The organism is Ruegeria atlantica, assembly GCF_013032455.1.
GTDB lineage: Bacteria > Pseudomonadota > Alphaproteobacteria > Rhodobacterales > Rhodobacteraceae > Ruegeria > Ruegeria atlantica_B.
The window spans coordinates 343,000-363,848 of sequence record NZ_WQCF01000002.1 but is presented as its reverse complement, the minus strand read 5'-3'; the positions used below and the strand labels follow the sequence as shown (position 1 = coordinate 363,848).

At 58.1% G+C, this 20,849-nt stretch carries 26 protein-coding genes; 18 read left to right on the top strand and 8 right to left on the bottom strand.

Features of this window, described 5'->3' with window-relative positions:
* Nucleotides 1–124: 124 nt before the first annotated feature.
* The 5 genes from GOW93_RS05830 to cobO all read left to right on the top strand — a co-directional run bounded on the left by GOW93_RS05830 (nt 125) and on the right by cobO (nt 4,071).
* Complete coding sequence (locus GOW93_RS05830) at nt 125–568, top strand: 6,7-dimethyl-8-ribityllumazine synthase (RefSeq protein ID WP_302477000.1); 444 nt, start codon at nt 125–127, stop codon at nt 566–568.
* A 125-nt stretch (nt 569–693) separates the two neighbouring features.
* Nucleotides 694–1,794 carry a chorismate synthase gene (gene aroC / locus GOW93_RS05825; RefSeq protein WP_170382184.1) on the top strand — a complete coding sequence of 367 codons (1,101 nt, stop codon included), beginning with the start codon at nt 694–696 and terminating at the stop codon, nt 1,792–1,794.
* Nucleotides 1,778–2,440 carry an HD domain-containing protein gene (locus GOW93_RS05820; protein ID WP_170382183.1) on the top strand — a complete coding sequence of 221 codons (663 nt, stop codon included), beginning with the start codon at nt 1,778–1,780 and terminating at the stop codon, nt 2,438–2,440. Before aroC ends, GOW93_RS05820 begins: the two co-directional genes overlap by 17 nt.
* Nucleotides 2,441–2,478: 38 nt before the next feature.
* Nucleotides 2,479–3,414 (top strand): DMT family transporter, encoded by a 936-nt coding sequence (locus GOW93_RS05815; RefSeq protein WP_170382182.1) that lies wholly within the window; start codon nt 2,479–2,481, stop codon nt 3,412–3,414.
* A 57-nt stretch (nt 3,415–3,471) separates the two neighbouring features.
* Entirely contained in the window at nt 3,472–4,071 is a 600-nt protein-coding gene (cobO, locus tag GOW93_RS05810; protein ID WP_170382181.1) for a cob(I)yrinic acid a,c-diamide adenosyltransferase, read from the top strand.
* A 147-nt stretch (nt 4,072–4,218) separates the two neighbouring features.
* On the opposite strand, the gene GOW93_RS05805 is transcribed toward cobO, so the two are convergent.
* The 3 genes from GOW93_RS05805 to GOW93_RS05795 all read right to left on the bottom strand — a co-directional run bounded on the left by GOW93_RS05805 (nt 4,219) and on the right by GOW93_RS05795 (nt 6,640).
* On the bottom strand, nt 4,219–4,584 hold the full coding sequence (locus GOW93_RS05805; RefSeq protein ID WP_170382180.1) for an SPW repeat domain-containing protein: 366 nt from the start codon (nt 4,582–4,584) through the stop codon (nt 4,219–4,221).
* 109 nt (nt 4,585–4,693) lie between these two features.
* Complete coding sequence (locus GOW93_RS05800) at nt 4,694–5,644, bottom strand: AraC family transcriptional regulator (protein WP_170382179.1); 951 nt, start codon at nt 5,642–5,644, stop codon at nt 4,694–4,696.
* Nucleotides 5,645–5,773: 129 nt separating this feature from the next.
* Nucleotides 5,774–6,640, bottom strand: coding sequence for a branched-chain amino acid aminotransferase (locus GOW93_RS05795; protein ID WP_170382178.1), 867 nt, complete (start codon nt 6,638–6,640; stop codon nt 5,774–5,776).
* 159 nt (nt 6,641–6,799) lie between these two features.
* On the opposite strand from GOW93_RS05795, the gene GOW93_RS05790 reads away from it, so the two are divergent.
* The 12 genes from GOW93_RS05790 (at nt 6,800) to GOW93_RS05735 (ending at nt 15,722) form a co-directional block, all read left to right on the top strand.
* Nucleotides 6,800–7,312 (top strand): MarR family winged helix-turn-helix transcriptional regulator, encoded by a 513-nt coding sequence (locus GOW93_RS05790; protein WP_170382177.1) that lies wholly within the window; start codon nt 6,800–6,802, stop codon nt 7,310–7,312.
* Nucleotides 7,309–8,010, top strand: a complete 702-nt coding sequence (locus tag GOW93_RS05785) for a response regulator (protein WP_170382176.1) — start codon at nt 7,309–7,311, stop codon at nt 8,008–8,010. Before GOW93_RS05790 ends, GOW93_RS05785 begins: the two co-directional genes overlap by 4 nt.
* Nucleotides 8,011–8,080: 70 nt before the next feature.
* Nucleotides 8,081–9,007: a histone deacetylase family protein gene (locus GOW93_RS05780; RefSeq protein WP_170382175.1), complete on the top strand. Its 927-nt coding sequence runs from the start codon at nt 8,081–8,083 to the stop codon at nt 9,005–9,007.
* A complete protein-coding gene (locus GOW93_RS05775; RefSeq protein WP_170382174.1) occupies nt 9,004–9,246 on the top strand; it encodes an exodeoxyribonuclease VII small subunit in 243 nt (80 codons plus the stop codon). Before GOW93_RS05780 ends, GOW93_RS05775 begins: the two co-directional genes overlap by 4 nt.
* On the top strand, nt 9,247–10,113 hold the full coding sequence (locus GOW93_RS05770; protein ID WP_170382173.1) for a polyprenyl synthetase family protein: 867 nt from the start codon (nt 9,247–9,249) through the stop codon (nt 10,111–10,113).
* Between the two features lie 14 nt (nt 10,114–10,127).
* Complete coding sequence (gene dxs, locus GOW93_RS05765; RefSeq protein ID WP_170382172.1) at nt 10,128–12,056, top strand: 1-deoxy-D-xylulose-5-phosphate synthase; 1,929 nt, start codon at nt 10,128–10,130, stop codon at nt 12,054–12,056.
* 237 nt (nt 12,057–12,293) lie between these two features.
* On the top strand, nt 12,294–12,653 hold the full coding sequence (locus GOW93_RS05760) for a hypothetical protein (RefSeq protein ID WP_170382171.1): 360 nt from the start codon (nt 12,294–12,296) through the stop codon (nt 12,651–12,653).
* Between the two features lie 77 nt (nt 12,654–12,730).
* Entirely contained in the window at nt 12,731–13,162 is a 432-nt protein-coding gene (locus GOW93_RS05755) for a hypothetical protein (protein ID WP_170382170.1), read from the top strand.
* Nucleotides 13,159–13,824 (top strand): MotA/TolQ/ExbB proton channel family protein, encoded by a 666-nt coding sequence (locus tag GOW93_RS05750; RefSeq protein ID WP_170382169.1) that lies wholly within the window; start codon nt 13,159–13,161, stop codon nt 13,822–13,824. Before GOW93_RS05755 ends, GOW93_RS05750 begins: the two co-directional genes overlap by 4 nt.
* A gap of 31 nt (nt 13,825–13,855) precedes the next feature.
* Nucleotides 13,856–14,182 carry a biopolymer transporter ExbD gene (locus GOW93_RS05745; RefSeq protein ID WP_170382168.1) on the top strand — a complete coding sequence of 109 codons (327 nt, stop codon included), beginning with the start codon at nt 13,856–13,858 and terminating at the stop codon, nt 14,180–14,182.
* Nucleotides 14,179–14,556, top strand: a complete 378-nt coding sequence (locus tag GOW93_RS05740) for an ExbD/TolR family protein (protein WP_170382167.1) — start codon at nt 14,179–14,181, stop codon at nt 14,554–14,556. The genes GOW93_RS05745 and GOW93_RS05740 overlap by 4 nt, the downstream gene beginning before the upstream one ends.
* Nucleotides 14,553–15,722, top strand: coding sequence for an energy transducer TonB family protein (locus GOW93_RS05735; protein WP_170382166.1), 1,170 nt, complete (start codon nt 14,553–14,555; stop codon nt 15,720–15,722). The genes GOW93_RS05740 and GOW93_RS05735 overlap by 4 nt, the downstream gene beginning before the upstream one ends.
* A 24-nt stretch (nt 15,723–15,746) precedes the next feature.
* On the opposite strand, the gene GOW93_RS05730 is transcribed toward GOW93_RS05735, so the two are convergent.
* The 5 genes from GOW93_RS05730 to GOW93_RS05710 are packed head-to-tail and all read right to left on the bottom strand — an operon-like array spanning nt 15,747 to nt 19,953.
* Nucleotides 15,747–16,289 (bottom strand): DUF3833 domain-containing protein, encoded by a 543-nt coding sequence (locus GOW93_RS05730; protein ID WP_170382165.1) that lies wholly within the window; start codon nt 16,287–16,289, stop codon nt 15,747–15,749.
* Nucleotides 16,286–16,903, bottom strand: coding sequence for a DUF3833 domain-containing protein (locus tag GOW93_RS05725; protein ID WP_170382164.1), 618 nt, complete (start codon nt 16,901–16,903; stop codon nt 16,286–16,288). Before GOW93_RS05725 ends, GOW93_RS05730 begins: the two co-directional genes overlap by 4 nt.
* Entirely contained in the window at nt 16,900–18,123 is a 1,224-nt protein-coding gene (locus GOW93_RS05720) for an MFS transporter (RefSeq protein WP_170382163.1), read from the bottom strand. Before GOW93_RS05720 ends, GOW93_RS05725 begins: the two co-directional genes overlap by 4 nt.
* Nucleotides 18,123–18,668 (bottom strand): hypothetical protein, encoded by a 546-nt coding sequence (locus tag GOW93_RS05715; RefSeq protein WP_170382162.1) that lies wholly within the window; start codon nt 18,666–18,668, stop codon nt 18,123–18,125. Before GOW93_RS05715 ends, GOW93_RS05720 begins: the two co-directional genes overlap by 1 nt.
* A complete protein-coding gene (locus tag GOW93_RS05710) occupies nt 18,619–19,953 on the bottom strand; it encodes an NAD(P)/FAD-dependent oxidoreductase (RefSeq protein ID WP_170382161.1) in 1,335 nt (444 codons plus the stop codon). Before GOW93_RS05710 ends, GOW93_RS05715 begins: the two co-directional genes overlap by 50 nt.
* A 168-nt stretch (nt 19,954–20,121) precedes the next feature.
* Between GOW93_RS05710 and GOW93_RS05705 the strand changes: the two genes are divergently transcribed.
* Nucleotides 20,122–20,847, top strand: a complete 726-nt coding sequence (locus GOW93_RS05705; RefSeq protein ID WP_170382160.1) for an SDR family NAD(P)-dependent oxidoreductase — start codon at nt 20,122–20,124, stop codon at nt 20,845–20,847.
* The last annotated feature ends 2 nt before the right edge of the window (nt 20,848–20,849 follow it).

The following is a 20,849-nucleotide window of genomic DNA, read 5'->3' as shown; positions in this document are numbered from 1 at the left end:
GCGTGCCGGTGATACGGTGCGTCTGCTCGTGATCGCCTTGGGTGACGTGTCATGCCAGGCTGGCAGCGAAAAGTGGGAACCGGTTTTCGCGACCGCCAGCAGGCCACCAAACCGAAAGGAGATCATGATGACACACACCCGCTTTGCTTTTATCAAAGCCAACTGGCATTCCGATATCGTTGACCGCGCACTGGATGGGTTTCTGGACCTCATCCCCGCAGAGCAGGTCGATGTCTTTGACGTTCCAGGCGCGTTCGAGATGCCCTTGCTGGCGCGTGACCTAGCCCAAACCGGCCAGTATGCCGCCGTCGCCTGCGCCGCCTTTGTGGTGGATGGCGGCATCTACCGGCACGATTTCGTGGCACAGGCTGTGGTTGACGGGCTGATGCGCGTAGGCATGGATACTGGTGTTCCTGTCCTGTCTATCTCCTTGACCCCGCACCAATATCAGGAAACCGACCACCACAATGCCATCTATAGCGCGCATTTCGTTGAAAAAGGCCGCGAGGCTGCGCAGGCCGCGCTCAAGATCACGAAAACCCGTGCCGAAATCGCGAAAGCGGCCTGATCTTCAGCTTTTCAGAAATACTCAAACGCGCTGCCCATCGGGCAGTGCAACCCGCTCTCAACAGCAAATCCGCTTGAGGCCGCGGCCCTTGCCCGCTAATCACGACGCGCAAAGGAGCACGCCCCATGTCGATGAACAGCTTTGGACACCTCTTCCGCGTCACCACCTGGGGCGAAAGCCACGGGCCCGCTTTGGGCGCGACTGTGGACGGTTGCCCACCTGGCGTTGCAATCGACGAGAGCATGATCCAGCACTGGCTGGACAAGCGCAAACCGGGGCAGAACAAGTTCACCACGCAACGGCGCGAGCCCGATCAAGTGAAGATTCTGTCCGGCGTCTTCGAAGGTCAGACTACCGGCACGCCTGTTCAACTGATGATCGAAAACACCGATCAGCGCTCAAAAGATTACGGCGACATCATGGACAAGTTCCGTCCGGGACATGCCGATATCACCTATTGGCAGAAATACGGTATCCGCGACTATCGCGGTGGCGGGCGCAGTTCAGCCCGCGAAACTGCGTCGCGTGTGGCCGCAGGTGGGTTGGCGCGCGAAGCCATCAAGCAGATCGCGCCGAATGTGCAGATCACCGGCTATATGACCCAGATCGGACCGCACAAGATCGACCGGGACAATTTCGACTGGTCACAGATTGAGCAGAATCCGTTCTGGACGCCCGATGCTCAGGCGGCTGAGGATTGGGCGACCTACCTTGACGACCTTCGCAAGTCCGGCAACTCGGTTGGTGCGGTGGTCGAAGTGGTCGCGCGCGGTGTCCCCTCCGGGATCGGAGCGCCCGTTTACGCCAAGTTAGACACTGATCTGGCCGCCGCGATGATGTCGATCAACGCTGTCAAAGGCGTTGAGATCGGCGAAGGCATGGCCGCAGCTGAACTGACCGGCGAGGCCAATGCCGATGAGATTTTCATGGGCCAGAACGGCCCGCAATACAGCTCGAACCACGCAGGCGGCATTTTGGGCGGTATCTCGACCGGGCAGGACCTTGTTGTGCGCTTTGCGGTGAAACCAACCTCGTCGATCCTGACCACCCGCAAGACCATCACCAAATCCGGTGAGGAAACCGAGATCATCACCAAGGGCCGCCACGACCCCTGCGTCGGCATCCGCGCGGTGCCGGTGGGTGAGGCAATGATGGCCTGCGTGATCCTTGACCACCTGCTGCTGCATCGCGGACAGATCGGAGAGAACCGTGGACGGATCGGCTGATCTGCGCACGCGCCTGCGCGCAGTCGTCGCGCAGCGGATGGAGACTGATCCGGCGCATGATCTGGCCCATCTGGACCGCGTCTGGGTGAACGCGCAGGCCATCGCGGACGAGCAGACTGATATGCCTGTCCTGTTAGCCGCCAGCTATCTGCACGATCTGGTGAATCTGTCCAAAGACGCCCCCGACCGCCATCTGGCATCACGTCGGTCCGCTGAGGAATCAGAGCCTATTCTGGGGAAACTCGGCTATGATCCGGCTCAAATTCTTGCAATTCAGCATGCGATCGAGGCGCACAGCTTCTCTGCCAATATTACGCCGGTATCACCCGAAGCGTGCATTTTGCGCGACGCAGATCGTCTGGACGCGCTGGGCGCGATTGGCATTGCGCGGAATTTTTCCGTCTCTGGCGCTTTGGGCCGGTCGCTTTATGATCCGGCAGACCCATTTGCAGCCAAGCGCCCGTTGGACGATCTGACTTATTCTCTCGACCATTGGAAGGTGAAGCTGTTGGCGCTGCCATCTGACATGCTGACCGAAGGCGGCAGGGCTGTCGCACAGGTACGTGTGCAGCGCATGATCCGCTTTCTTGAAGAATTCTCGGAAGAAATCGGTAGCGTACTTCCACCAGACTGGGTTCCTGGCTGACGTTGATCTTTCCGAACTAAGAGCGCAGGGTCGCGCGCATGGCTGAATCGTTAACATCGCATCGACCGCTTCTGGCTGTCGCTCTGAAACTGAGCGCGGTGTTTCTGTTCACCGCCATGTCAGCCTTGGTCAAGGCCCTGTCGGACACGTTTCCACCGGGCGAAATGGTGTTCTTTCGGTCTCTGTTTGCCATTCCGGTTATCGTCATCTGGCTAATCGCACGTGGAGAACTGGCGCAGGGTTTTGTCGCGCGAAAACCCATGGGCCATTTCTGGCGCGGCGTTCTGGGCACCACGGCAATGGGGCTGACGTTCACGGGCCTTGGCCTGATCCCTCTGCCCGAGGCTACAGCGATTGGCTATGCCACCCCGATTTTCACGCTAATTCTGGCTGCGCTCATGCTGGGTGAACGTATTCGCAAGATTCGAATCGCCGCCGTCGCCATCGGCCTGTTGGGTGTTCTGGTCATGATCTGGCCCCGGTTGGGCGGTAACGATTTAGAGACTGCTGCCACTATTGGTGCTCTGTGCATTCTGGGGGCGACCATCGCCCGCGCCTTTGTGCAAATTCACATCCGCCAATTGGTACAGGTCGATCACCCAGCGGCCATCGTGTTTTATTTCTCGATGACTGCGACGTTCCTGTCCGGGCTGACTGTCTTCTGGGGCTGGGTAGTGCCTACATGGGATCAAGCAGCCCTGTTGATCCTAGCTGGTCTGATCGGTGGTGTGGCACAGATTCTGGTGACGTCTTCTTATCGCTTTGGACAAGCGTCGATGCTGGCACCTTACGATTATACGTCGATGCTGTTTGCCATCGTCATCGGCTATGTCTGGTTCAGTGAATTGCCCACGATGGTTATGCTGGCTGGTGCAGCGCTGGTGATTGCGGGCAATATCGTGGTGATCTGGCGCGAGCATCAGTTGGGTCTGGAACGCGGCAAGGCCCGCGCCGCTACCGATCCCAAAGCCTGACCTTTACCTTTGCCGAACTTCCCCTAGGGTGTGCCCGACACAAATTGAGGGTTCCCCATGAGCGACGCACAGGATCACAAGGAAAAGATGCAGAAGGTGCAAGCCCAGCACCGCAAGAAAGTCTCAGAAGCAGTTGATCCCGGCCGCGGGCTGGTGCTGATCAACACCGGTAAGGGCAAGGGCAAGTCCTCGGCCGCGTTTGGTGTGGTGATCCGTGCGCTGGGCTGGGGTCAGAAGGTTGCCGTGGTGCAGTTCATCAAGGGCAAGTGGAAAACTGGTGAGCGGCGATTTTTCGAAGAACGCGATCTGGTCACTTGGCACACGATGGGTGAGGGATTCACCTGGGACACTCAGGACAAAGAGCGTGATATCGCCGCCGCCAACGCCGCCTTTGACAAAGCCTGCGTGCTGATGGCCAGTGGTGAGTATGATCTGGTGGTTCTGGACGAGATCAACATCGCCCTGCGTTACGAATATCTCTCGGTCGATCAGGTGATTGATGGGCTGAAGGCAAGGTCGGACAAGACCAGCGTTTTCCTGACTGGTCGTGACGCGCCGCAGGCGCTGCGTGACTATGCTGATCTGGTCACAGAAATGACCGAGGAGAAACACCCGTTTCAGGCTGGCATCAAGGCTCAGCGCGGGGTGGATTTCTAATACTAGAGTCTAAACCGTGCCAAAAAGACGATTTTACTCAATCGGGAATACTTTTGGAGGTCGCAATGAACCGCTTGTCCGTTAGACAAGCGGTTCACGATTCCTAGCAGCCCCATGATGGGACAATGCAATCTGAGAATAAGCCGCTCAGGTGGTCACACCCTCTTCCGGCGTGCTGAGCGAGATGACCGCGACCACTGCCGCCCCGTTCAGCCAGTAGAATATTGCGTCCAAGCCCGAGAACCCAAACAGGCTGGGCGCGGCCAGAAAAACGACGCCGACCAGCAAATCGACAGCCAGATGAAACCTGTAAGGCAGCACCCGCCAAATCCCCAGATGGTGATCGGTTAGCACGGTCAGTACAAAGGCCGCCGCTCCGGTTACAACTGACAGCCACAAGGCCATCGGGTTTGATTGCCCCAGCCCCAAGACGAAAGGCAGCCCCATCAGTGCGAAGGCGACCGGGTAGTCTAAATAGGCGTGTACGGTTCGGGTAACAAAACGAACAGACATTGAAATATCCTTTCCTTGTTTGGTCTGACCCCAAACTAGGCAAGAGCGCCCGGACGTTTAATTCTGGATCGTCCTTGAAAAATTGCAGATCGTTCAGAAGTGGATCGGATCAGTGCATCGACCGGTAAGCTGCCGGTGACAGGCCGATCTGTTTTTTAAATACGCGGGAAAACGCAGCCTCAGAGGCATAACCGACCTCAGCCGCCGCATCCGCTACGTTCCAACGGTTCTCGGTCAAGCCGTGGCAGGCGATCTGCATGCGCCAGTCGGTCAGGTACTGCATGGGCGTGGTCCCCATTTTCTCTGCGAACAGCTGTGCAAAGGCAGTGCGGGACATTCCGGATTCACGCGCCAGCGACTCGACGCTCCATTCTTGCGCGGGGGCCTGATGAAAGGCGGTCAACGCGCGCGAGATTCGGGGATCAGCAAATCCCGAAAGGGCGGAATCGGTTGGGCTTTGATGTTCCAGATGTGCGCGAATGGCTTGTGCGAACAGCACTTCGGACAGTTTCAGGGCGATCAGATCGCCACCGATCCGAGCGCCGCTGATCTCGGAGCCGATCATGCGAAGGGTGGCTTCGATCCAGGCCCCAGCCTCTTCGCCGTAGCTTTCAATCAGGATGTAGGGTGGCAGCCGGTCGATCAGCATATGCCCGGTACCCTGTCGCCCCGGCGGAGCGGTGAACGAGAAATGACCACAGATCAGCTGCGTGTCGCGGCTTTTATCTTCGCCGCCATAGACCAGCACGCCGTCGCCCTGGTATCCGGCCTCGTCCAGAACCTGTTCCAATGGCAATGCATCGAGCGGTTTGACCTCGTTGCACAGCAGCGCATGGGCTGACCCGTGCGGGATCAGGATCAGGTCACCTTGCTTCAGACGCAATGTATCCCCTGTGTTAGAGACGTAAACCTTTAGTTCTCCGCGTTGAACGAAATGAAATCGGGCCACGTTTTGAAAGGCCGGAACCTGAATACCGAAGGGCGGGGTAAAGGAAGTGCGGAAATAGAATGTCCCCCTTAGGGACAGGCGGGTGAGGATATCGCTGAGCAGGTCCAACATGAGGGTAACCTACACCCGACTACGCATTCGTCCAGCCAGCTGAACGATCTGCACAAAAACTTGAACTTCAGGCAAAGAAAAACCCCGCCAAAAGGCGGGGATTTCAAAATTTTGACCTGATTTGGAAGATCAGGCGCGCACCAGTGCCTCGTAATCGGCAGCAATCTCACGGGTTAGGTCGCCAACCTCGAACGTGTAATCACCGATTTGACCTACTGGCGTTACTTCGGCTGCGGTACCGGTCAGCCAGCATTGTTCGAAACCAGCCATCTCTTCGGGCTTGATGCGGCGTTCGTGGACGGTAATGCCCTTGTCTTTCAGCATCTGGATCACCGTCTGGCGGGTGATGCCGTTCAGGAAGCAATCCGCCAGCGGGGTGTGCACCTCACCATCCTTGACGAAAAACACATTGGCCCCTGTTGCCTCGGCCACATAGCCGCGCCAATCCATGAACAGCGCGTCCGAGCAACCCTTGGCCTCGGCCTTATGCTTGGAAATGGTGCAGATCATGTAAAGGCCCGCCGCTTTGGCGTGGACCGGGATGGTTTCCGGGCTGGGGCGTTTCCATTCCGCGATATCCAGCTTGGCGCCCTGCATCTTGGCGTCACCGTAATAGGCACCCCACGGCCAGACGGCTACGGCCATCCGTACCGGGTTCCGGGCGGAAGCCACGCCCATGTCTTCGCCGGATCCGCGCCACACCAGCACTCGGATATAGGCGTCCTGCAGGCCGCTGGCTTTCAGCGTTTCTTCCTTGGCTGCCTCGATATCGTCGACCGAATAGGACATGGGCATGTCCAGTGCCTTGGCCGAGGCGATCAGACGTTCGGAATGTTCGCGGCTTTTGAAGACCTTGCCGTTATATGCGCGCTCGCCCTCAAAGACCGAGGATGCATAGTGCATCGCATGGGTCAGGATGTGCACATTGGCGTCGCGCCAGGGCACCAACTTTCCATCCATCCAGATCACGCCGTCACGATCATCATACCCCGCCATGCGAATCCTCCTGAACTGGGTTGAATTTTTCGATGGTTGAACCACCTAAGTCCGAAGCGGACATAAATGGCACAGAAACTGCGGATCGATACCTGTCCACTCTTGGAATGTCAATAACACTGACATAAAGTCGACACTGAGTAATGAATGAGGCATGCCATGTCGGATACGCGTCCCGCTCAAGTCTTTGGCGGCGAAAGCCTTTTGTTTTTGACTGACGAACAGCTGAGGCAGGGGATCGAGGCGATGTTTTTTGCCTATCGGGGCTTTACTGCCGATCCCGATCGAATTCTGGCACAGTTGGCCTATGGCCGAGCGCATCATCGCGCCGTTCATTTCATAAACCGTGCACCGGGGACGACGGTAAACAATCTGCTGGCCATTCTCGGGGTGACGAAACAATCGCTGAACCGAGTGCTGCGGACTTTGATCGAAGATGGTCTGGTTGAAAGCCGTGTTGGCACCGTAGACAAGCGTGAACGTCACTTGTTTTTGACCGACAAAGGTAAGGCGCTGGAGGCGAAACTGTCCGAAGCCCAGCGCGTGCGCATGCGCGCAGCTTACAAGGATGCGGGCCCCGAGGCCGTGTCTGGATTTCGTAAAGTGCTTGAAGCGATGATGGATACTGATATGCGTCATGCCTATACGAAACTGCGGGATACTACCTCATGAGCGATATGGATGCCCATCTGCTGATTGTTGACGACGATGAGCGTATTCGTGACCTGCTCAAGAAGTTCCTGATGCGGAACGGATTTCTGGTCACGGCGGCCCGTGATGCGGCCCATGCCCGCCGGGTGTTGTCGGGACTGGACTTCGACATGATCGTTCTGGACGTGATGATGCCGGGCGAAGATGGCGTGAGCCTGACCAGAACACTGCGCGAAACCCATTCGACCCCGATCCTGCTGTTGACCGCGCGGGGCGAGACCGAACACCGGATTGCCGGGCTTGAGGCGGGTGCGGATGACTATTTGGCCAAACCGTTTGAGCCAAAGGAGCTGTTGCTGCGGATCAACGCAATTCTGCGGCGCATGCCGGAAACGCCAGTGCAGGATACAGCAACCAAGATTTTGAATCTTGGACCGATCCGCTATGACGTGGAACGTGGAGAGATGTGGCAGGGCGAAGAACCCGTTCGTCTGACAGCCACCGAGAGCCAGTTGATGAAAATTTTCTCGGCCCAGCCGGGCGAGCCTATCAGCCGAGCCAAGCTGGTCGAAGATCTGGGTCGCGACAAGGGGCAGGCGCAGGAACGCGCGGTGGACGTGCAGATCACGCGTCTGCGCCGCAAGATCGAGCAGGATCCGAAGCAGCCGCGCTATTTGCAGACGGTGCGCGGTGCAGGGTATATGTTGGCGCCGGATTGATTTCAGCCGCTGCGCGGCGTTTTTATGCCTTCGGCGAGGATATTTTTGGCCAGATGAACAGGGGATCGTGATGAAAACCGCCCTTTTGACTCATGCGGATTGCCTTGGGCATGTGACACCGGGCGGACATCCGGAACGGGTGGCGCGGCTGGAGCATATTCTGCACGCGTTGGAGTCATTGGACCTGAACCGTGTCACGGCACCCTTGGCAGCGGATGATGATCTGTTGCGGGTGCATCCAGAGAGCTACATCCGGGATATTCGAAAAACGCGCCCGGCAGACGGGTTCGCCCAGATCGACGGGGATACGTTCATTTCTCCGGGCTCGGTCGATGCGGCCTATCGCGCCGCCGGAGCCGTGGTGCGGGCGGTGGATATGGTGCTTGGCGGAGAGGCCCCGAACGCGTTTTGTGCCATCCGTCCGCCGGGGCATCATGCGGAAACAGACACTGCTATGGGGTTCTGCTTGTTCGGGAATGCGGCGCTTGCGGCGAAACACGCGCTGGATCACCATGGGCTGAGCCGGGTTGCCGTCGTTGATTTCGACGTGCATCATGGCAATGGCACGCAGGATTTGCTGTGGAACGAGAAGCGCGCGCTGGTGATCACCAGTCAGCAGATGCCTTTGTGGCCTGGATCGGGGCGTCCGGATGAGACCGGCGCGTATGAGACTGTTTTGAACATCCCTCTGGCGCCCGGCACTGGTGGCGCCGAGATGCGCGCGGCTTATGAAGCGCAGGCTTTCCCGCGTTTGCGTACCTTCAAGCCGGAACTGATCATCATTTCAGCCGGCTTTGATGCGCATCAGGACGATCCGCTGGCCAATCTGAACTGGTCCACTGGCGATTTCGCCTGGGTCACCGCCGAGCTGTGCAAGATCGCCGATGAGCTATGCGAAGGACGTATCGTCTCGACTCTGGAAGGCGGGTATGATCTGAACGCACTGGCCGAGGCCACACGCGCCCATGTGGAAGAATTGATGAAGGCAGCCCGATGACCGATACTCCCGTTGATCAGATGACATTCGAACAGGCGATGAAAGAGCTTGAGGCCGTGGTCGGCCAGCTGGAACGCGGCGACGTGGCGCTGGACCAGTCCATCGCGTTGTACGAACGCGGGGCAGCGTTGAAAAAGCGCTGTGAGGATGAGCTGAAACGGGCCGAGGAAAAGGTCCACGCCATCACATTGAATGCGGACGGTGATCCGACCGGGACGACGCCTGTCGAAGGTCAGTAAATGTTTCGCGGAAAGCTGGCGCAGGATGCGGCGCGGATTCAGGGCCATTTCGATCTGGTTCTGGGGGCGTTGGACGATCTGGATGTGACCCGTGCGATGGCCTATGCCACCGAAGGCGGCAAGCGGTTGCGCGGGTTTCTGGTGTTGGAAAGCGCGCGCCTGCACGGTGTGGGCGAAGATCGGGCAATCTGGCCTGCTGTGGGAATCGAGGCGCTGCACGCTTATTCATTGGTGCATGATGATCTGCCCTGCATGGATGACGATGATCTGCGTCGCGGGCGTCCGACCGTGCATGTGAAATGGGATCAAGGCACCGCTGTTCTGGCTGGGGACGCACTTCAAACGCTAGCGTTTGAATTGTGCGTTCGGGCTGAGGTTGGGACGGCAGAGATTCGCGCTGAATTGGCTCTAACATTAGCTAAGGCCAGCGGAGCACAGGGCATGGTGCTGGGTCAGGCCTTGGACATTGCGGCGGAAACGGCGGCAGTTCCACTGACATTGAACGAGATTACGCACCTTCAAGCGGGAAAGACCGGCGCCCTTATCGAATGGTCCGCCTGCGCGGGAGCGCGGCTGGCGCAGGTGGACCCCGAGCCGTTGCGCCAATATGCCCAAGCCTTAGGGCTTGCCTTTCAGATCGCTGACGACATCTTGGACGTAGAAGGTGATGCGGAAAAGGCCGGTAAACGTCTACAAAAGGATGCTCAGGCCGGTAAGGCTACATTTGTATCGCTATTGGGGCTGGACGCGGCAAAGGACCGTGCTGCAGAGCTGATTGATCAGGCCTGCACCGCACTGGATGGGTACGGACCCTCGGCTGAAACCTTGAAGGACGCCGCCCGCTTCGTTATTGCCCGGGACAGATAAGCCAGGAACGCCAAATGTCTGATCGTCCGAAAACGCCCTTGCTGGACCTTGTGAACCGCCCTGCGGATCTCAAGCAGTTCTCGGATACCCAGTTGCATCAGGTGGCGCAGGAATTGCGGGCCGAAACGATCTCGGCCGTGTCGGTAACCGGTGGGCATCTAGGCGCGGGTCTGGGCGTGGTCGAGCTGACCACCGCGCTGCATGCCGTGTTCGATACACCTCGCGACAAGATCATTTGGGACGTGGGGCATCAGTGCTACCCGCATAAAATCCTGACTGAACGCCGCGACCGCATCCGTACCCTGCGGATGAAGGACGGCCTCAGCGGGTTCACCAAACGCAGCGAAAGCCCCTATGACCCGTTTGGCGCGGCCCATAGCTCAACCTCGATCAGCGCGGCGCTGGGATTTGCCGTGGCCCGCGATTTAGGCGGCGTCACACCCGAAGGTCTAGGCGATGCGATTGCGGTAATTGGCGATGGCTCGATGTCCGCGGGTATGGCCTTTGAGGCGATGAACAATGCAGGTCACCTGCGGAAACGCCTGATCGTGATCCTGAACGACAATGAGATGAGCATCGCCCCGCCCGTCGGCGCTCTGTCCAGCTATCTGTCGCGAATTTATACCGAGGCTCCATTCCACGACCTGAAAGCCGCTGCCAAGGGCGCAGTTTCGTTGTTGCCGGAACCCTTCCGCGAAGGTGCAAAGCGCGCCAAGGAAATGCTGAAAGGCATGGCCGTTGGGGGCACACTGTTCGAAGAGTTGGGTTTTTCCTATATCGGTCCGATCGACGGACACGATATGGATCAGCTGCTGCCTGTGCTGCGCACGGTCAAGGCGCGGGCAACCGGGCCAATCCTGATCCATGTGCTGACGAAAAAGGGCAAGGGCTATGCCCCCGCTGAGCAGGCCCGCGACAAGGGCCACGCCACCGCCAAATTCGATGTGGTAACGGGTGAGCAGAAAAAAGCCCCCTCAAACGCGCCTTCGTATACATCGGTCTTTGGCAAGGCGTTGGTGGATGAGGCCGGGCGGGATGACAAGATTGTCGCCGTTACTGCGGCAATGCCGGATGGCACCGGGCTGAACCTGTTTGCCGAGCGCTATCCGTCTCGTTGTTTCGACGTGGCTATTGCCGAACAGCATGGCGTGACTTTTGCGGCTGCGCTGGCTGCGGGGGGAATGAAGCCCTTCTGCGCGATGTATTCGACCTTTTTGCAGCGTGGCTATGACCAAGTGGTACATGACGTGGCCATTCAACGCCTGCCTGTGCGTTTTGCCATCGACCGCGCTGGCCTGGTGGGCGCGGATGGCGCGACACATGCGGGGTCGTTTGATATTGCCTATCTCGCCAACTTGCCGGGCATGACCGTCATGGCCGCAGCGGATGAGGCGGAGCTGATGCACATGGTCGCCACTGCCGCTGCTCATGATGACGGCCCTATCGCCTTCCGTTACCCGCGTGGTGAGGGCGTGGGTGTCGAACTGCCCGAGCGCGGCGAAGTGTTGGAGATTGGCAAGGGCCGTATGATCCAGAAAGGGGCGCGTGTGGCGTTGCTTTCCTTCGGTACCCGTCTGGCCGAGGTTCAAAAGGCAGCCGAGGTCCTCTCGGCAAGAGGAATTACCCCAACAATCGCCGATGCCCGCTTTGCCAAACCTCTGGATCGCGAATTGATCCTTGATCTGGCTGCCAACCACGAAGCCTTGATCACGATTGAAGAAGGAGCCGTTGGCGGTTTCGGCAGCCATGTGGCGCAGCTTTTGGCGGATGAGGGTGTATTCGATCACGGATTGAAATACCGTTCGATGGTGCTGCCGGATATCTTTATCGATCAGGCGAGCCCTGCGGATATGTACGCGGTTGCAGGCATGAATGCCGAACAGATCGAAGCCAAGGTGCTATCGGTTCTGGGTGTGACAACTATCGGCGAAAAACGCGCCTGATCTACCGGCCTGTGCATGGGCCGGTAAAGAGAGATCCCTTTTGGGGTTCAAGGTGCTTGGTCGGCGCAAGTCGATCACAGATTGAGGGTCCCGTCGCATAGGTGGCAGGGTTGAACGGGCTGAAGATCGCCCTTTATCACAATGATGTCGGCAACTCTTTCGCGGCGTAACGGTCTTGGATAAGACAGGATGACGTAGTCAGAGCCCCGTCTGCCTTGAACAACTGGGAGCAAAGAGTTGGCTGATACTAGAGCAATAAATGTGCTTTTGCTTCTACCTGCGTTGATTGCAATGGCAGGATGCCACGGTGAGAGTTCTCAGGCACAAATAGAATCTAGTTTAGGTATCGTCGCATTAGCCGAGCCCATATCGATACCTGAAAAGCCTGTTTCTGCCGGTATGACGAGGGCTGAAGTTCTAGAGATTCTTGGGCCTCCCAAAGAAACCGAAAAGGCAACCATCCGCCCAGCCAGATGCGATTTTTTTGAAATTAGAGACGTCGGTTCCGAAAGGCATCTGATAGTTTTCTATTTAGACGAAGTGGCGAAGAGAGTGGTCTGGACATCTCCCGAGGGCTGTTACCTCACTATAGAGTGAGCACCACTGAAAATTTAAGTTCTGCTTCCAAGTATTGGCACTTGGGAAGTCTGTAGATGGCAAATAGGAGCGCAATCATGAAGTTTCACCATTCGGTCATTGTCGCCATCCTCTGTGCGTTGCCTATCTCGGCTCAGGCTCAGTCTGCAAACGAGGCTGAGCCCGGATTGATGGTCGAGTTAAACGCGGTTCAGGACGTCGAAGGCGCCTGTCGGCTGACCTTTCTGGTTGAAAACGAAACCCAAGCGTCGATTGACTCTGCCAGCTATCAGGTGGTGATTTTCGATGCCTCTGGCGTATTCGAACGCCTTACCCTCTTCGGGTTTCGGGAATTGCCCGCCGGACGCCCTCGGGTGCGTCAATTCGATGTCCGAAACATCACTTGTGACAACTTGGGGCGTGTTCTGATCAATGGTGTGAGCAGCTGTATTGTCGACGGGTCCGAAAGCAATATATGCGATCAGACACCAACCCTGCGCAGCCGGACAGAAGTGGAGCTTTTGGGATGAGTTTTCTTGATGCACTCCGTGAGATCTTGGCCCTTGGCGGGCCGGTCGTGGCCATCCTGATCGCCATGTCCGTGGTGACACTGGCTGTGGCGCTGTACAAGCTCTGGCAGTTCGCCGTTTCAGGTGTCGGACGGCACCGGGTGCTATCACAGGCGTTAGAGGCCTGGGATGCGGGTAACAAACAGGAGGCCCGCGCACGGTTGGCGAAAAGTCATAGCTATCTCGCGCCACTGGTGGGTGTGGCAATGGACGCGCCGGATGCGCCCGGTCTGGATCAACGATTGGACGCCGAAGCCGGATTGGCGCTGGCCGGGCTCGAACGAGGGTTCCGCCTGTTGGATACTGTGGCGCAGCTGGCACCTCTGCTGGGGCTGTTCGGCACCGTTCTGGGTATGATCGAAGCGTTCCGCAGCCTGCAATCGGCCGGGTCGTCGGTTGATCCATCGTTACTGGCGGGCGGCATTTGGGTGGCGCTTGTGACCACGGCTGTGGGTCTGGCCGTGGCGATGCCGACCTCGATGGTGTTGTCTTGGTTCGAAAGCCGCACGGCGCGTGAACGCGTGTTCGCCGACAAGGCGCTGCGCACGGTTCTTATGCCGGGGCAGGCGATACCTTTGGCCGAGGATGCACAGACCATGGCGGCCACGCCCGGACATGCGTAATCGGGCACCCTTTGTCAGACGACCACTGGCGATGACACCGCTCATCGACGTGATCTTTCTGCTGTTGCTGTTTTTCATGCTGACCTCGACCTTCTCGAAATACGGTGAGATCGAGCTGAGTAACGCCACATCCGGAGGCGCACCTTCGGACGCTTCGCAAGATCGCTCCTTTGTTCAGTTGGGGGCGGATCGTTTGGTTTTGAATGGCGCGGCGATCACGCTGGAGGAACTGGCAGAACAGGTGAAAACCGGACAGGTGTTGATCACCCTTGATCCTGATACAACAGCGCAGCGATTGGTAGATCTGCTGGTGTTGCTGCGGGGGCGTGAGGGTCTCAGCGTATTGGTGCTGGAATGATCCGTGCCAGCCGCCCTCGCCGCAAACGCGACTCGACCATTGCACTGATCAATGTCGTGTTCCTGATGCTGATCTTCTTTCTGATCGCCGGCACAGTAGCCGCGCCATTGGACCCCGATCTGAATTTGGTCGACACGTCCGAGTTGGATGGGCGCGAGCCGCCCGACGCATTGGTGTTGCATCAGGACGGTACACTCAGTTTTCGCGGTGCGCCGATGGATCCGGAAACCTATATGAACGGGCGAGAGCCGGGGGCGGTACGTATCGTACCCGATCGCGAAGTGTCGGGCGCGCGGCTGATCGAAGTAACCGGACAGCTGCGCCGTATGGGCGCGCAGTCGGTATTTGTCGTGACCGAAAAGGCGCTGGAATGATCCGGGGTTCGGTCGTCATCGCGGTTCTGGCCGTGCTGCTGTCCTTGTTCTTGCACCTGATGGGGTTGAGCTTGACCGCGCCGCGATTGGCCGAACAACCCAGTCAGACGGGCACATCGGATGCGGTCGAGCTAAGCAACAGCTTCGAAGATCTGGTCGACTCCGTTGCAGAGCCGGTTGAACCCGAGCCCGAGGCGGCCCCGGAACCACCGGCTGAGGAATCGCCCGAACCGGCACCGGAACCGGCGGAGATTCCGACCAGTGAGGTGCATGTGGCCTCGGACGACCCAAAGCAGACTTTCGCGCCCGATACAGGTACGTCCGAAATCTTGCAACCGGTCGCGCCCGAGCCCGTTGAGGCCGAAGCGCCCGAGACCGAAGACACCACCGATGGTGACGCAAACGCCAGTGACGAAGTGGATGAGACCCCGCCCACCGAAACGGCAGAGGTTGTTGAGGCGCCCGAAGGCAACCCCGATGCGACAGGGCCGGTTGATGAAACCCCTGCTGCGCCCGAACCAGCCGAGACTGAGGAACTAGCCGCGCTGCCCGTGCCAGCCGAAGAGCCTGTTCCGTCAGTTGTCCCGGTCGTTCCATCCGAAAGCGAGGTAGTTGAGGCCGATATTCCCGCTGAGAATGAAGCCGAGAGTGAACAAGTGGCGGATAACGAAGACAGCAGTGAGAGCTCGGAACAGGCGGTGACATCTTCGATCCGGCCTAAGTTGCCGGATCGACGCCCACAACCTGAACCGCAAGGTACGTTGAACAGGGCGCGGGATTTCAGCGCTTTGCGGTTTCCGACCCGCGAGATCGAGTCGCCGTTGACGACTTATAGGCGCAGGGGCGTTGATGCTTTCACCTCGGGCGACAGTGGCACGCGTTCGGGCGGGCGAAACCCCGGAAACTCGGACCGGACCAACTATGCAGGGCGCGTTCTGGTCCACCTGAACCGCGCGCCGATCGTTTACACGGCCGCGCGTGGATTTGCGAAAGTGTTCTTTGAGATCAATCCGGATGGTACCCTGGCCTGGGTCGATGTGGTGGATAGCAACGGAACTCCTGATGTCGAGCGTGCTGCCAAGGCTCAGGTCCGTGCGGCGTCTCCCTTCCCTAAACCGCCCGGAGGGGTCAGCCGCAAGCTGTCTTTTGTCTATTCCAGCAACTGAGATCGCCCTGCTTTGCCGTATCTCTCATCGCTTCTCAAAAAACAGAATAACTTCACCCAACCGGACGCCATAGCGTGAGACATAGGCACGGTTCAGCAGTCGGTCATCGCTCAGCAACCACATCCAGTCATCAAAATTCACCCGCATCGTGCCGTCCTTCACAGGCAGGTCGATCTTGTATTTCCAGTTGAACGTATCACCACGCTCGACCCCGCTGGCAGAACCCAGAACGCCGGGCGCGGTGCCGGTCCAAATATCCTCGCCCGTTTTGGTCAGGGTCCAGATACGTTGCTCGGTCGCGCCGTCGTCATAGACGAAATCTTCGACTAGGGTCAGGATTTTACCGTCCCATGTGCCCTCGATATCGACGGTAAAGCGACGGGGAATATTCCCCAACACGTCTTGAAATTGACCGTAGGCAACAGTCCTGCCCTCAAAGAACTCTTCAAGGTTCAGTTGCCTGTCAGACAGAAAGCTCTTGGGCACACGCGGTTTTGCGGAACAGGCCGCCAACATGGCCAGCCCCATGATGGCAAGCGCCCAGATCAGAACACGGCGGGCGTTCATTGCAATGTCCTCGTCTCGGTCGCTGAGTCAAAGCCGTTTGAACCGCTGACATAAGCGGCGTTAACTTCTGGCGCCGGACGCATAGTGGCGACGAGTTCCGCGACCTTGATGCCGAATTTTCGCATCTCGGACCGGTTCATGATCACGCCGTTTTCAGCCAGGTACATCCAGTCGGTGACATCCAATGTGTACCCGCCCGCGTCCTCGGGCAGGATGATGCGGTAGGTTAGCTTGACGGTCGAGCCTGAGATGGTGCCTTTGCCTTCGCCGACGATATCATCAGCCGTGGCGGTGAATGTGTTGCCGGTGCCCAGCGTCAGATACCATTTGCGGGTCATCTGCTTGCCGTTGGAATAGGTGAAATACTCGGCCAGCGTGCCGGTATTGCCCTCCCATTCGCCAACCATTCGGGCAACAAAGCTGTTCGACATCTTGCCAATGGGGCCATAGATCAGCCCTTCGGACAGGATCTCTCCGTTCAGGTTTTCCTTAATGTTGAACGCAGGCCCGGTGCCGGTGTAGTCCGATGGCGCTTGCGACCGGAAACTCAGAAATTGGCGCTGAGCGATGACTAGGGCGAGGATGGCAAGAAGAAGGATAGCAACGACAGTCATTTGGCTGAGGCCTCCGTAGGCAGCGTCAGTACCAGCCCGAACGCGCCGAGTTTCAGGATGCAGGGCAGTACGGCATAGGCGAGGGTGAGAGTCCTCAATGCTTCCGTCGAATTGGGTTGCCCCGGTGAGAACCCACTGCGTTCCAGCAGCGGCAGTGTGAAAAAAGCAGCAAGAGCGAGGCCCAGCTTGCCTGCAAAGGACCAAATGCCGAATGCCGCCGAAGCATTGAGCCCCGCGCGTGTCAGCACGACAGAAAACATGGCAGGCAGCACCACCATATCCGCGCCCAGCGCCGCGCCTGAGGTTAGGCAGATCAGGGCGAAGCCGGTCAGGTTTCCAGCCGACAACATGGCAGCACCAATAAAGCCCGCAATCGACAATGGCATGGCAATGATCAGAGTCTGTTTCGGGCCAATTCGATTGCTGAGCTTGGCCCAAAACGGCACTGTAGCCCCTGCACTGAGGAAAAACAGGATCAACAGCGGCCCGGCTTTTCCAGGCAATTGCAGGCGATCTTCGACAAAGAATAGAAACAGAGTCGAAGTAATCGCCACAGGTAAGCTGTTGACCAGCGCCAACAAAAGTAGCCGGAGAGCACCAGCCTGACCCAACCCGGCAACAGACAGGCCCTCACCGGTTATTGGCGCGCGCCGCCACATGGGCAGGGTCAGGATCAGGGTCAGGAAGGCGAGCAACCCCAGAAACAGGCCGAATGCCGGATAGCCCTGCGCGCTCGCCCCAGAAGCCACGAACAGAGCAGGGGCGCTGGCGGCGACGACCACTCCGGTCAGTTGCCCGCCTTCGCGCCACGCGGCTAGAGTCATCAATTCTTTCGCCTCGGGTTTTGTCGCCAAAGTCGCACTGCGGCCGTAGAGCAAGATGGTGCCAAGGCTGTAGGCGGAAAATAAAAGTATCAGAACAGATACTAATACGGGGAGATTGATGTCTTCGGGCAGACCAAACAGTAAGGGAAACCCAACTGCCAGCCCTAGCGCAGCCGCAGCAGCGAACAGCATTTGCGCTTGTGGCCAGCGATCGATGGCCCAGCCAATCAGCGGGTCCTGCACCAGATCAACAATGCGGATCACCAGCAGAACGGTACCGATCACCCCCAACCCGACACCCAAATTGACGGCGGCAAAGCGCGGCAGGTGGATATAAAGCGGGATACCCGCCGCAGCCAGCATCAGCGCATAGAGACTGACCCTCGGGTACAGCATCACTGCCCGCGCAATTTCTGCGTAAACGCAGCGGATCGGGTGTTTTCACCAAGGAAAACCGACATGAAGCTGCGTTTGATGCCCGGATATGTCATCGTGCAAGTCTTTCGCCCGTTCAGCCAGAACGAGACAGCGTCCGGCCCGTCCGAGACTGCCAGATAGCGATCACCCTTGTTCACGGCCTTGAAGCAGGTTTGAAGCTGATCTCGCACCGGGGCCGGGCGGCCAATGCGCGCCATCTCGTCCAATGTCGAGTTAACCAGCGCCTTTTGAGTCAGGTTGCGGCGATATTTCAGTTCCAACCCGAAATCCTGTGACCAGCTGAAAGCCGTGCCACCTGAGGTGAACAATCGCGCATCGTATAGCGGGAAGCCCAGATACCGGAATGTCGCGGTGCCGCGCAGCTGCGCGTCGTCAAGCGTGTTCAGGCCGGAAGACGCTACTAACCCGGACGGGGTCAGCAGGGCAAGCGACAGACATGCCGCGCGAAGAGGGTTAAATATCGGCCGGGGCAGGGATGGTCGGGTCTTTTGCAAGAAAGCCATTGTCAGCTCCGAGTGTATGCGGGGTGCCGTTCAGGCGCTCGACAACATGCATCGCGCTGGCAATCCCGTCTTCGTGAAAGCCATGCCGGTTATACGCACCAGCAAACCAAGTGTGGTTCTGTCCCTGCATCTCGCGGATTTGCCCTTGTGCTTTCAGGGCCGCCTTGTCGAACACCGGATGGGCAAATTCGACCTGATCATAGATTTTGTCCGCGGGAATTTCTGATGATGCGTTCAGCGTCACGAACAGCGGATCGCTGTCCGGAATGTTCTGAAGCCGGTTCATCCAATAGGTAACCCCCACATTTCCCGCCTGAGAGCGATAGGTCCAACTGGACCAGCAGGCCCGACGCCGGGGCATCTGGCTTGGGTCACAATGCAGGATGGCGGTGTTAGGTTGGTATTTAATAGACCCTAATGCTGACTTTTCGGCATCTGTGGCTGACTCACCGAGTATTGCAAGCGATTGATCGGAATGGGTGGCCAGAATGATCTCATCAAACAAATCTGCCTGACCCTGACTGTGAACGGTTATGCCTGCATCATTGCGTTGGATGTGATCGACGGCTGAGGCCAATCGTATTTCGCTCCCCCGCGCGCGTAGAGCAGCGTCGATGCGGCGGACATATTCGATGCTGCCGCCTTTTACCGTGTACCACTGGTGCTGTTTGGCGCGACCACTGGCCAGCAGGGCGTGGTTGCGGAAGAATTGGACCAGCGAACGCGCTGGGAACTGATCCACGAACTCGACCGGCGTGGACCAGATCGCACCACACATGGGCATTAGGTAGTTATGGCGAAACCAGTAACCGAGGCGGAGCTGATCGACCAGTTCCCCGATTGTTGTGTCGTCGTCCTGTGCGGCCTCGGGAGCTTCTTTGCTGAACCGCAGGATATCGGCGATCATCTTGTAATAAGCGGGGCGGGCGAGGTTGCGTTTCTGTGCCGTCAGCGTGCGTAGGTTGTTCAACCCGTATTCGATGCGGCCATTGTCGATAGTTGCGCCAAAGCTCATCTCGGACTTGATGACCGGTACGTTCAACTCATCGAATAGGCGCGTCAGATAAGGGTAGGTAACATAGTTGAATACAATGAATCCGGTATCGACGGGCTGATCCCCGTTCTTGCCGGCCATCACGGTACGGGCGTGTCCGCCCAACCGGGGTTCGGCCTCAAACACTGTCACATCGTTGGTTTTGGAAAGATAATAAGCAGCCGATAGACCTGAGATCCCTGCACCTACTACTGCGATTTTCTTGCGTACGCCTCGGGTTTCGTCGAACATGCCATCCTCTTTATACGACATTTTACAATAGGATACGCAGCAGATGCGGGGGTGGATCAATCGAATTAGAAGTTTTTCGCAAATGACCTATGTTGTGCCGTCTGGCGATGTGATCCAGCCATGTGCTTCGGCCGTAAAAACCCGCATCACAACTGGAATGGCCGGGGCATGAGCAGATTTGAGGGAAAAACCTACTGGATCATCGGTGCCAGCGAAGGGCTGGGCCGGGCGTTGGCCGAGGCGCTAAGCCGCCAGGGCGCGCATCTGATCCTGTCTGCCCGTAATGCCGACCGCTTGGTCGAGATATGTGCCACGCTACCAAACGCTCAGGCTGTACCTTGTGACGTGACCGATCTGGACACAGTGCGCCGCGCCGTGAGTGAAGTCGGTGAAATCGATGGGCTTGTTTATAACGCCGGGGCCTATGAGCCGATGCGTACGGGGGATTGGGATACCGAGGCCGTTTTGGCAATGGCCGACGTGAACTATACCGGCGCGCTGCGGGTTCTGGGCGAAACGGTGCCGGGCTTTGTCCGTGAGGGCCGGGGGGATATCACGCTGATCGGGTCACTGTCCGGTTATCGTGGACTGCCAGCAGCGGTGGGGTATGCGTCCAGCAAGGCGGCGCTGGTTTCACTGGCGGAAACCATGCGGTTCGATCTGGCTGGCACGGGGGTGACGGTGCGGATCGTCAATCCGGGTTTCATTAAGACTCGTCTGACCGATAAGAACAATTTCAAGATGCCGATGCTGATGACACCCGAAGACGCGGCGGATCGGGTGGTCAAAGCAATGTTACGCCGCCGCTTCCGCACTAATTTCCCGGCGCCGTTTTCCTGGGTGATCTGGTTGCTGGATTACCTGCCGGACTGGTTAGTCTACCGCGGAAAATAGAT

What these genes read in the sequence shown, in the direction of transcription:
- GOW93_RS05830 (WP_302477000.1), top strand. Translation starts at nt 125, where the DNA reads ATGATGACACACACCCGCTTTGCTTTTATCAAAGCCAACTGGCATTCC.
- aroC (WP_170382184.1), top strand. Translation starts at nt 694, where the DNA reads ATGTCGATGAACAGCTTTGGACACCTCTTCCGCGTCACCACCTGGGGC.
- GOW93_RS05815 (WP_170382182.1), top strand. Translation starts at nt 2,479, where the DNA reads ATGGCTGAATCGTTAACATCGCATCGACCGCTTCTGGCTGTCGCTCTG.
- cobO (WP_170382181.1), top strand. Translation starts at nt 3,472, where the DNA reads ATGAGCGACGCACAGGATCACAAGGAAAAGATGCAGAAGGTGCAAGCC.
- GOW93_RS05805 (WP_170382180.1), bottom strand. Translation starts at nt 4,584, where the DNA reads ATGTCTGTTCGTTTTGTTACCCGAACCGTACACGCCTATTTAGACTAC.
- GOW93_RS05800 (WP_170382179.1), bottom strand. Translation starts at nt 5,644, where the DNA reads ATGTTGGACCTGCTCAGCGATATCCTCACCCGCCTGTCCCTAAGGGGG.
- GOW93_RS05795 (WP_170382178.1), bottom strand. Translation starts at nt 6,640, where the DNA reads ATGGCGGGGTATGATGATCGTGACGGCGTGATCTGGATGGATGGAAAG.
- GOW93_RS05790 (WP_170382177.1), top strand. Translation starts at nt 6,800, where the DNA reads ATGTCGGATACGCGTCCCGCTCAAGTCTTTGGCGGCGAAAGCCTTTTG.
- GOW93_RS05785 (WP_170382176.1), top strand. Translation starts at nt 7,309, where the DNA reads ATGAGCGATATGGATGCCCATCTGCTGATTGTTGACGACGATGAGCGT.
- GOW93_RS05780 (WP_170382175.1), top strand. Translation starts at nt 8,081, where the DNA reads ATGAAAACCGCCCTTTTGACTCATGCGGATTGCCTTGGGCATGTGACA.
- GOW93_RS05775 (WP_170382174.1), top strand. Translation starts at nt 9,004, where the DNA reads ATGACCGATACTCCCGTTGATCAGATGACATTCGAACAGGCGATGAAA.
- GOW93_RS05770 (WP_170382173.1), top strand. Translation starts at nt 9,247, where the DNA reads ATGTTTCGCGGAAAGCTGGCGCAGGATGCGGCGCGGATTCAGGGCCAT.
- dxs (WP_170382172.1), top strand. Translation starts at nt 10,128, where the DNA reads ATGTCTGATCGTCCGAAAACGCCCTTGCTGGACCTTGTGAACCGCCCT.
- GOW93_RS05755 (WP_170382170.1), top strand. Translation starts at nt 12,731, where the DNA reads ATGAAGTTTCACCATTCGGTCATTGTCGCCATCCTCTGTGCGTTGCCT.
- GOW93_RS05750 (WP_170382169.1), top strand. Translation starts at nt 13,159, where the DNA reads ATGAGTTTTCTTGATGCACTCCGTGAGATCTTGGCCCTTGGCGGGCCG.
- GOW93_RS05745 (WP_170382168.1), top strand. Translation starts at nt 13,856, where the DNA reads ATGACACCGCTCATCGACGTGATCTTTCTGCTGTTGCTGTTTTTCATG.
- GOW93_RS05740 (WP_170382167.1), top strand. Translation starts at nt 14,179, where the DNA reads ATGATCCGTGCCAGCCGCCCTCGCCGCAAACGCGACTCGACCATTGCA.
- GOW93_RS05735 (WP_170382166.1), top strand. Translation starts at nt 14,553, where the DNA reads ATGATCCGGGGTTCGGTCGTCATCGCGGTTCTGGCCGTGCTGCTGTCC.
- GOW93_RS05730 (WP_170382165.1), bottom strand. Translation starts at nt 16,289, where the DNA reads ATGAACGCCCGCCGTGTTCTGATCTGGGCGCTTGCCATCATGGGGCTG.
- GOW93_RS05725 (WP_170382164.1), bottom strand. Translation starts at nt 16,903, where the DNA reads ATGACTGTCGTTGCTATCCTTCTTCTTGCCATCCTCGCCCTAGTCATC.
- GOW93_RS05720 (WP_170382163.1), bottom strand. Translation starts at nt 18,123, where the DNA reads ATGCTGTACCCGAGGGTCAGTCTCTATGCGCTGATGCTGGCTGCGGCG.
- GOW93_RS05715 (WP_170382162.1), bottom strand. Translation starts at nt 18,668, where the DNA reads ATGGCTTTCTTGCAAAAGACCCGACCATCCCTGCCCCGGCCGATATTT.
- GOW93_RS05710 (WP_170382161.1), bottom strand. Translation starts at nt 19,953, where the DNA reads ATGTTCGACGAAACCCGAGGCGTACGCAAGAAAATCGCAGTAGTAGGT.
- GOW93_RS05705 (WP_170382160.1), top strand. Translation starts at nt 20,122, where the DNA reads ATGAGCAGATTTGAGGGAAAAACCTACTGGATCATCGGTGCCAGCGAA.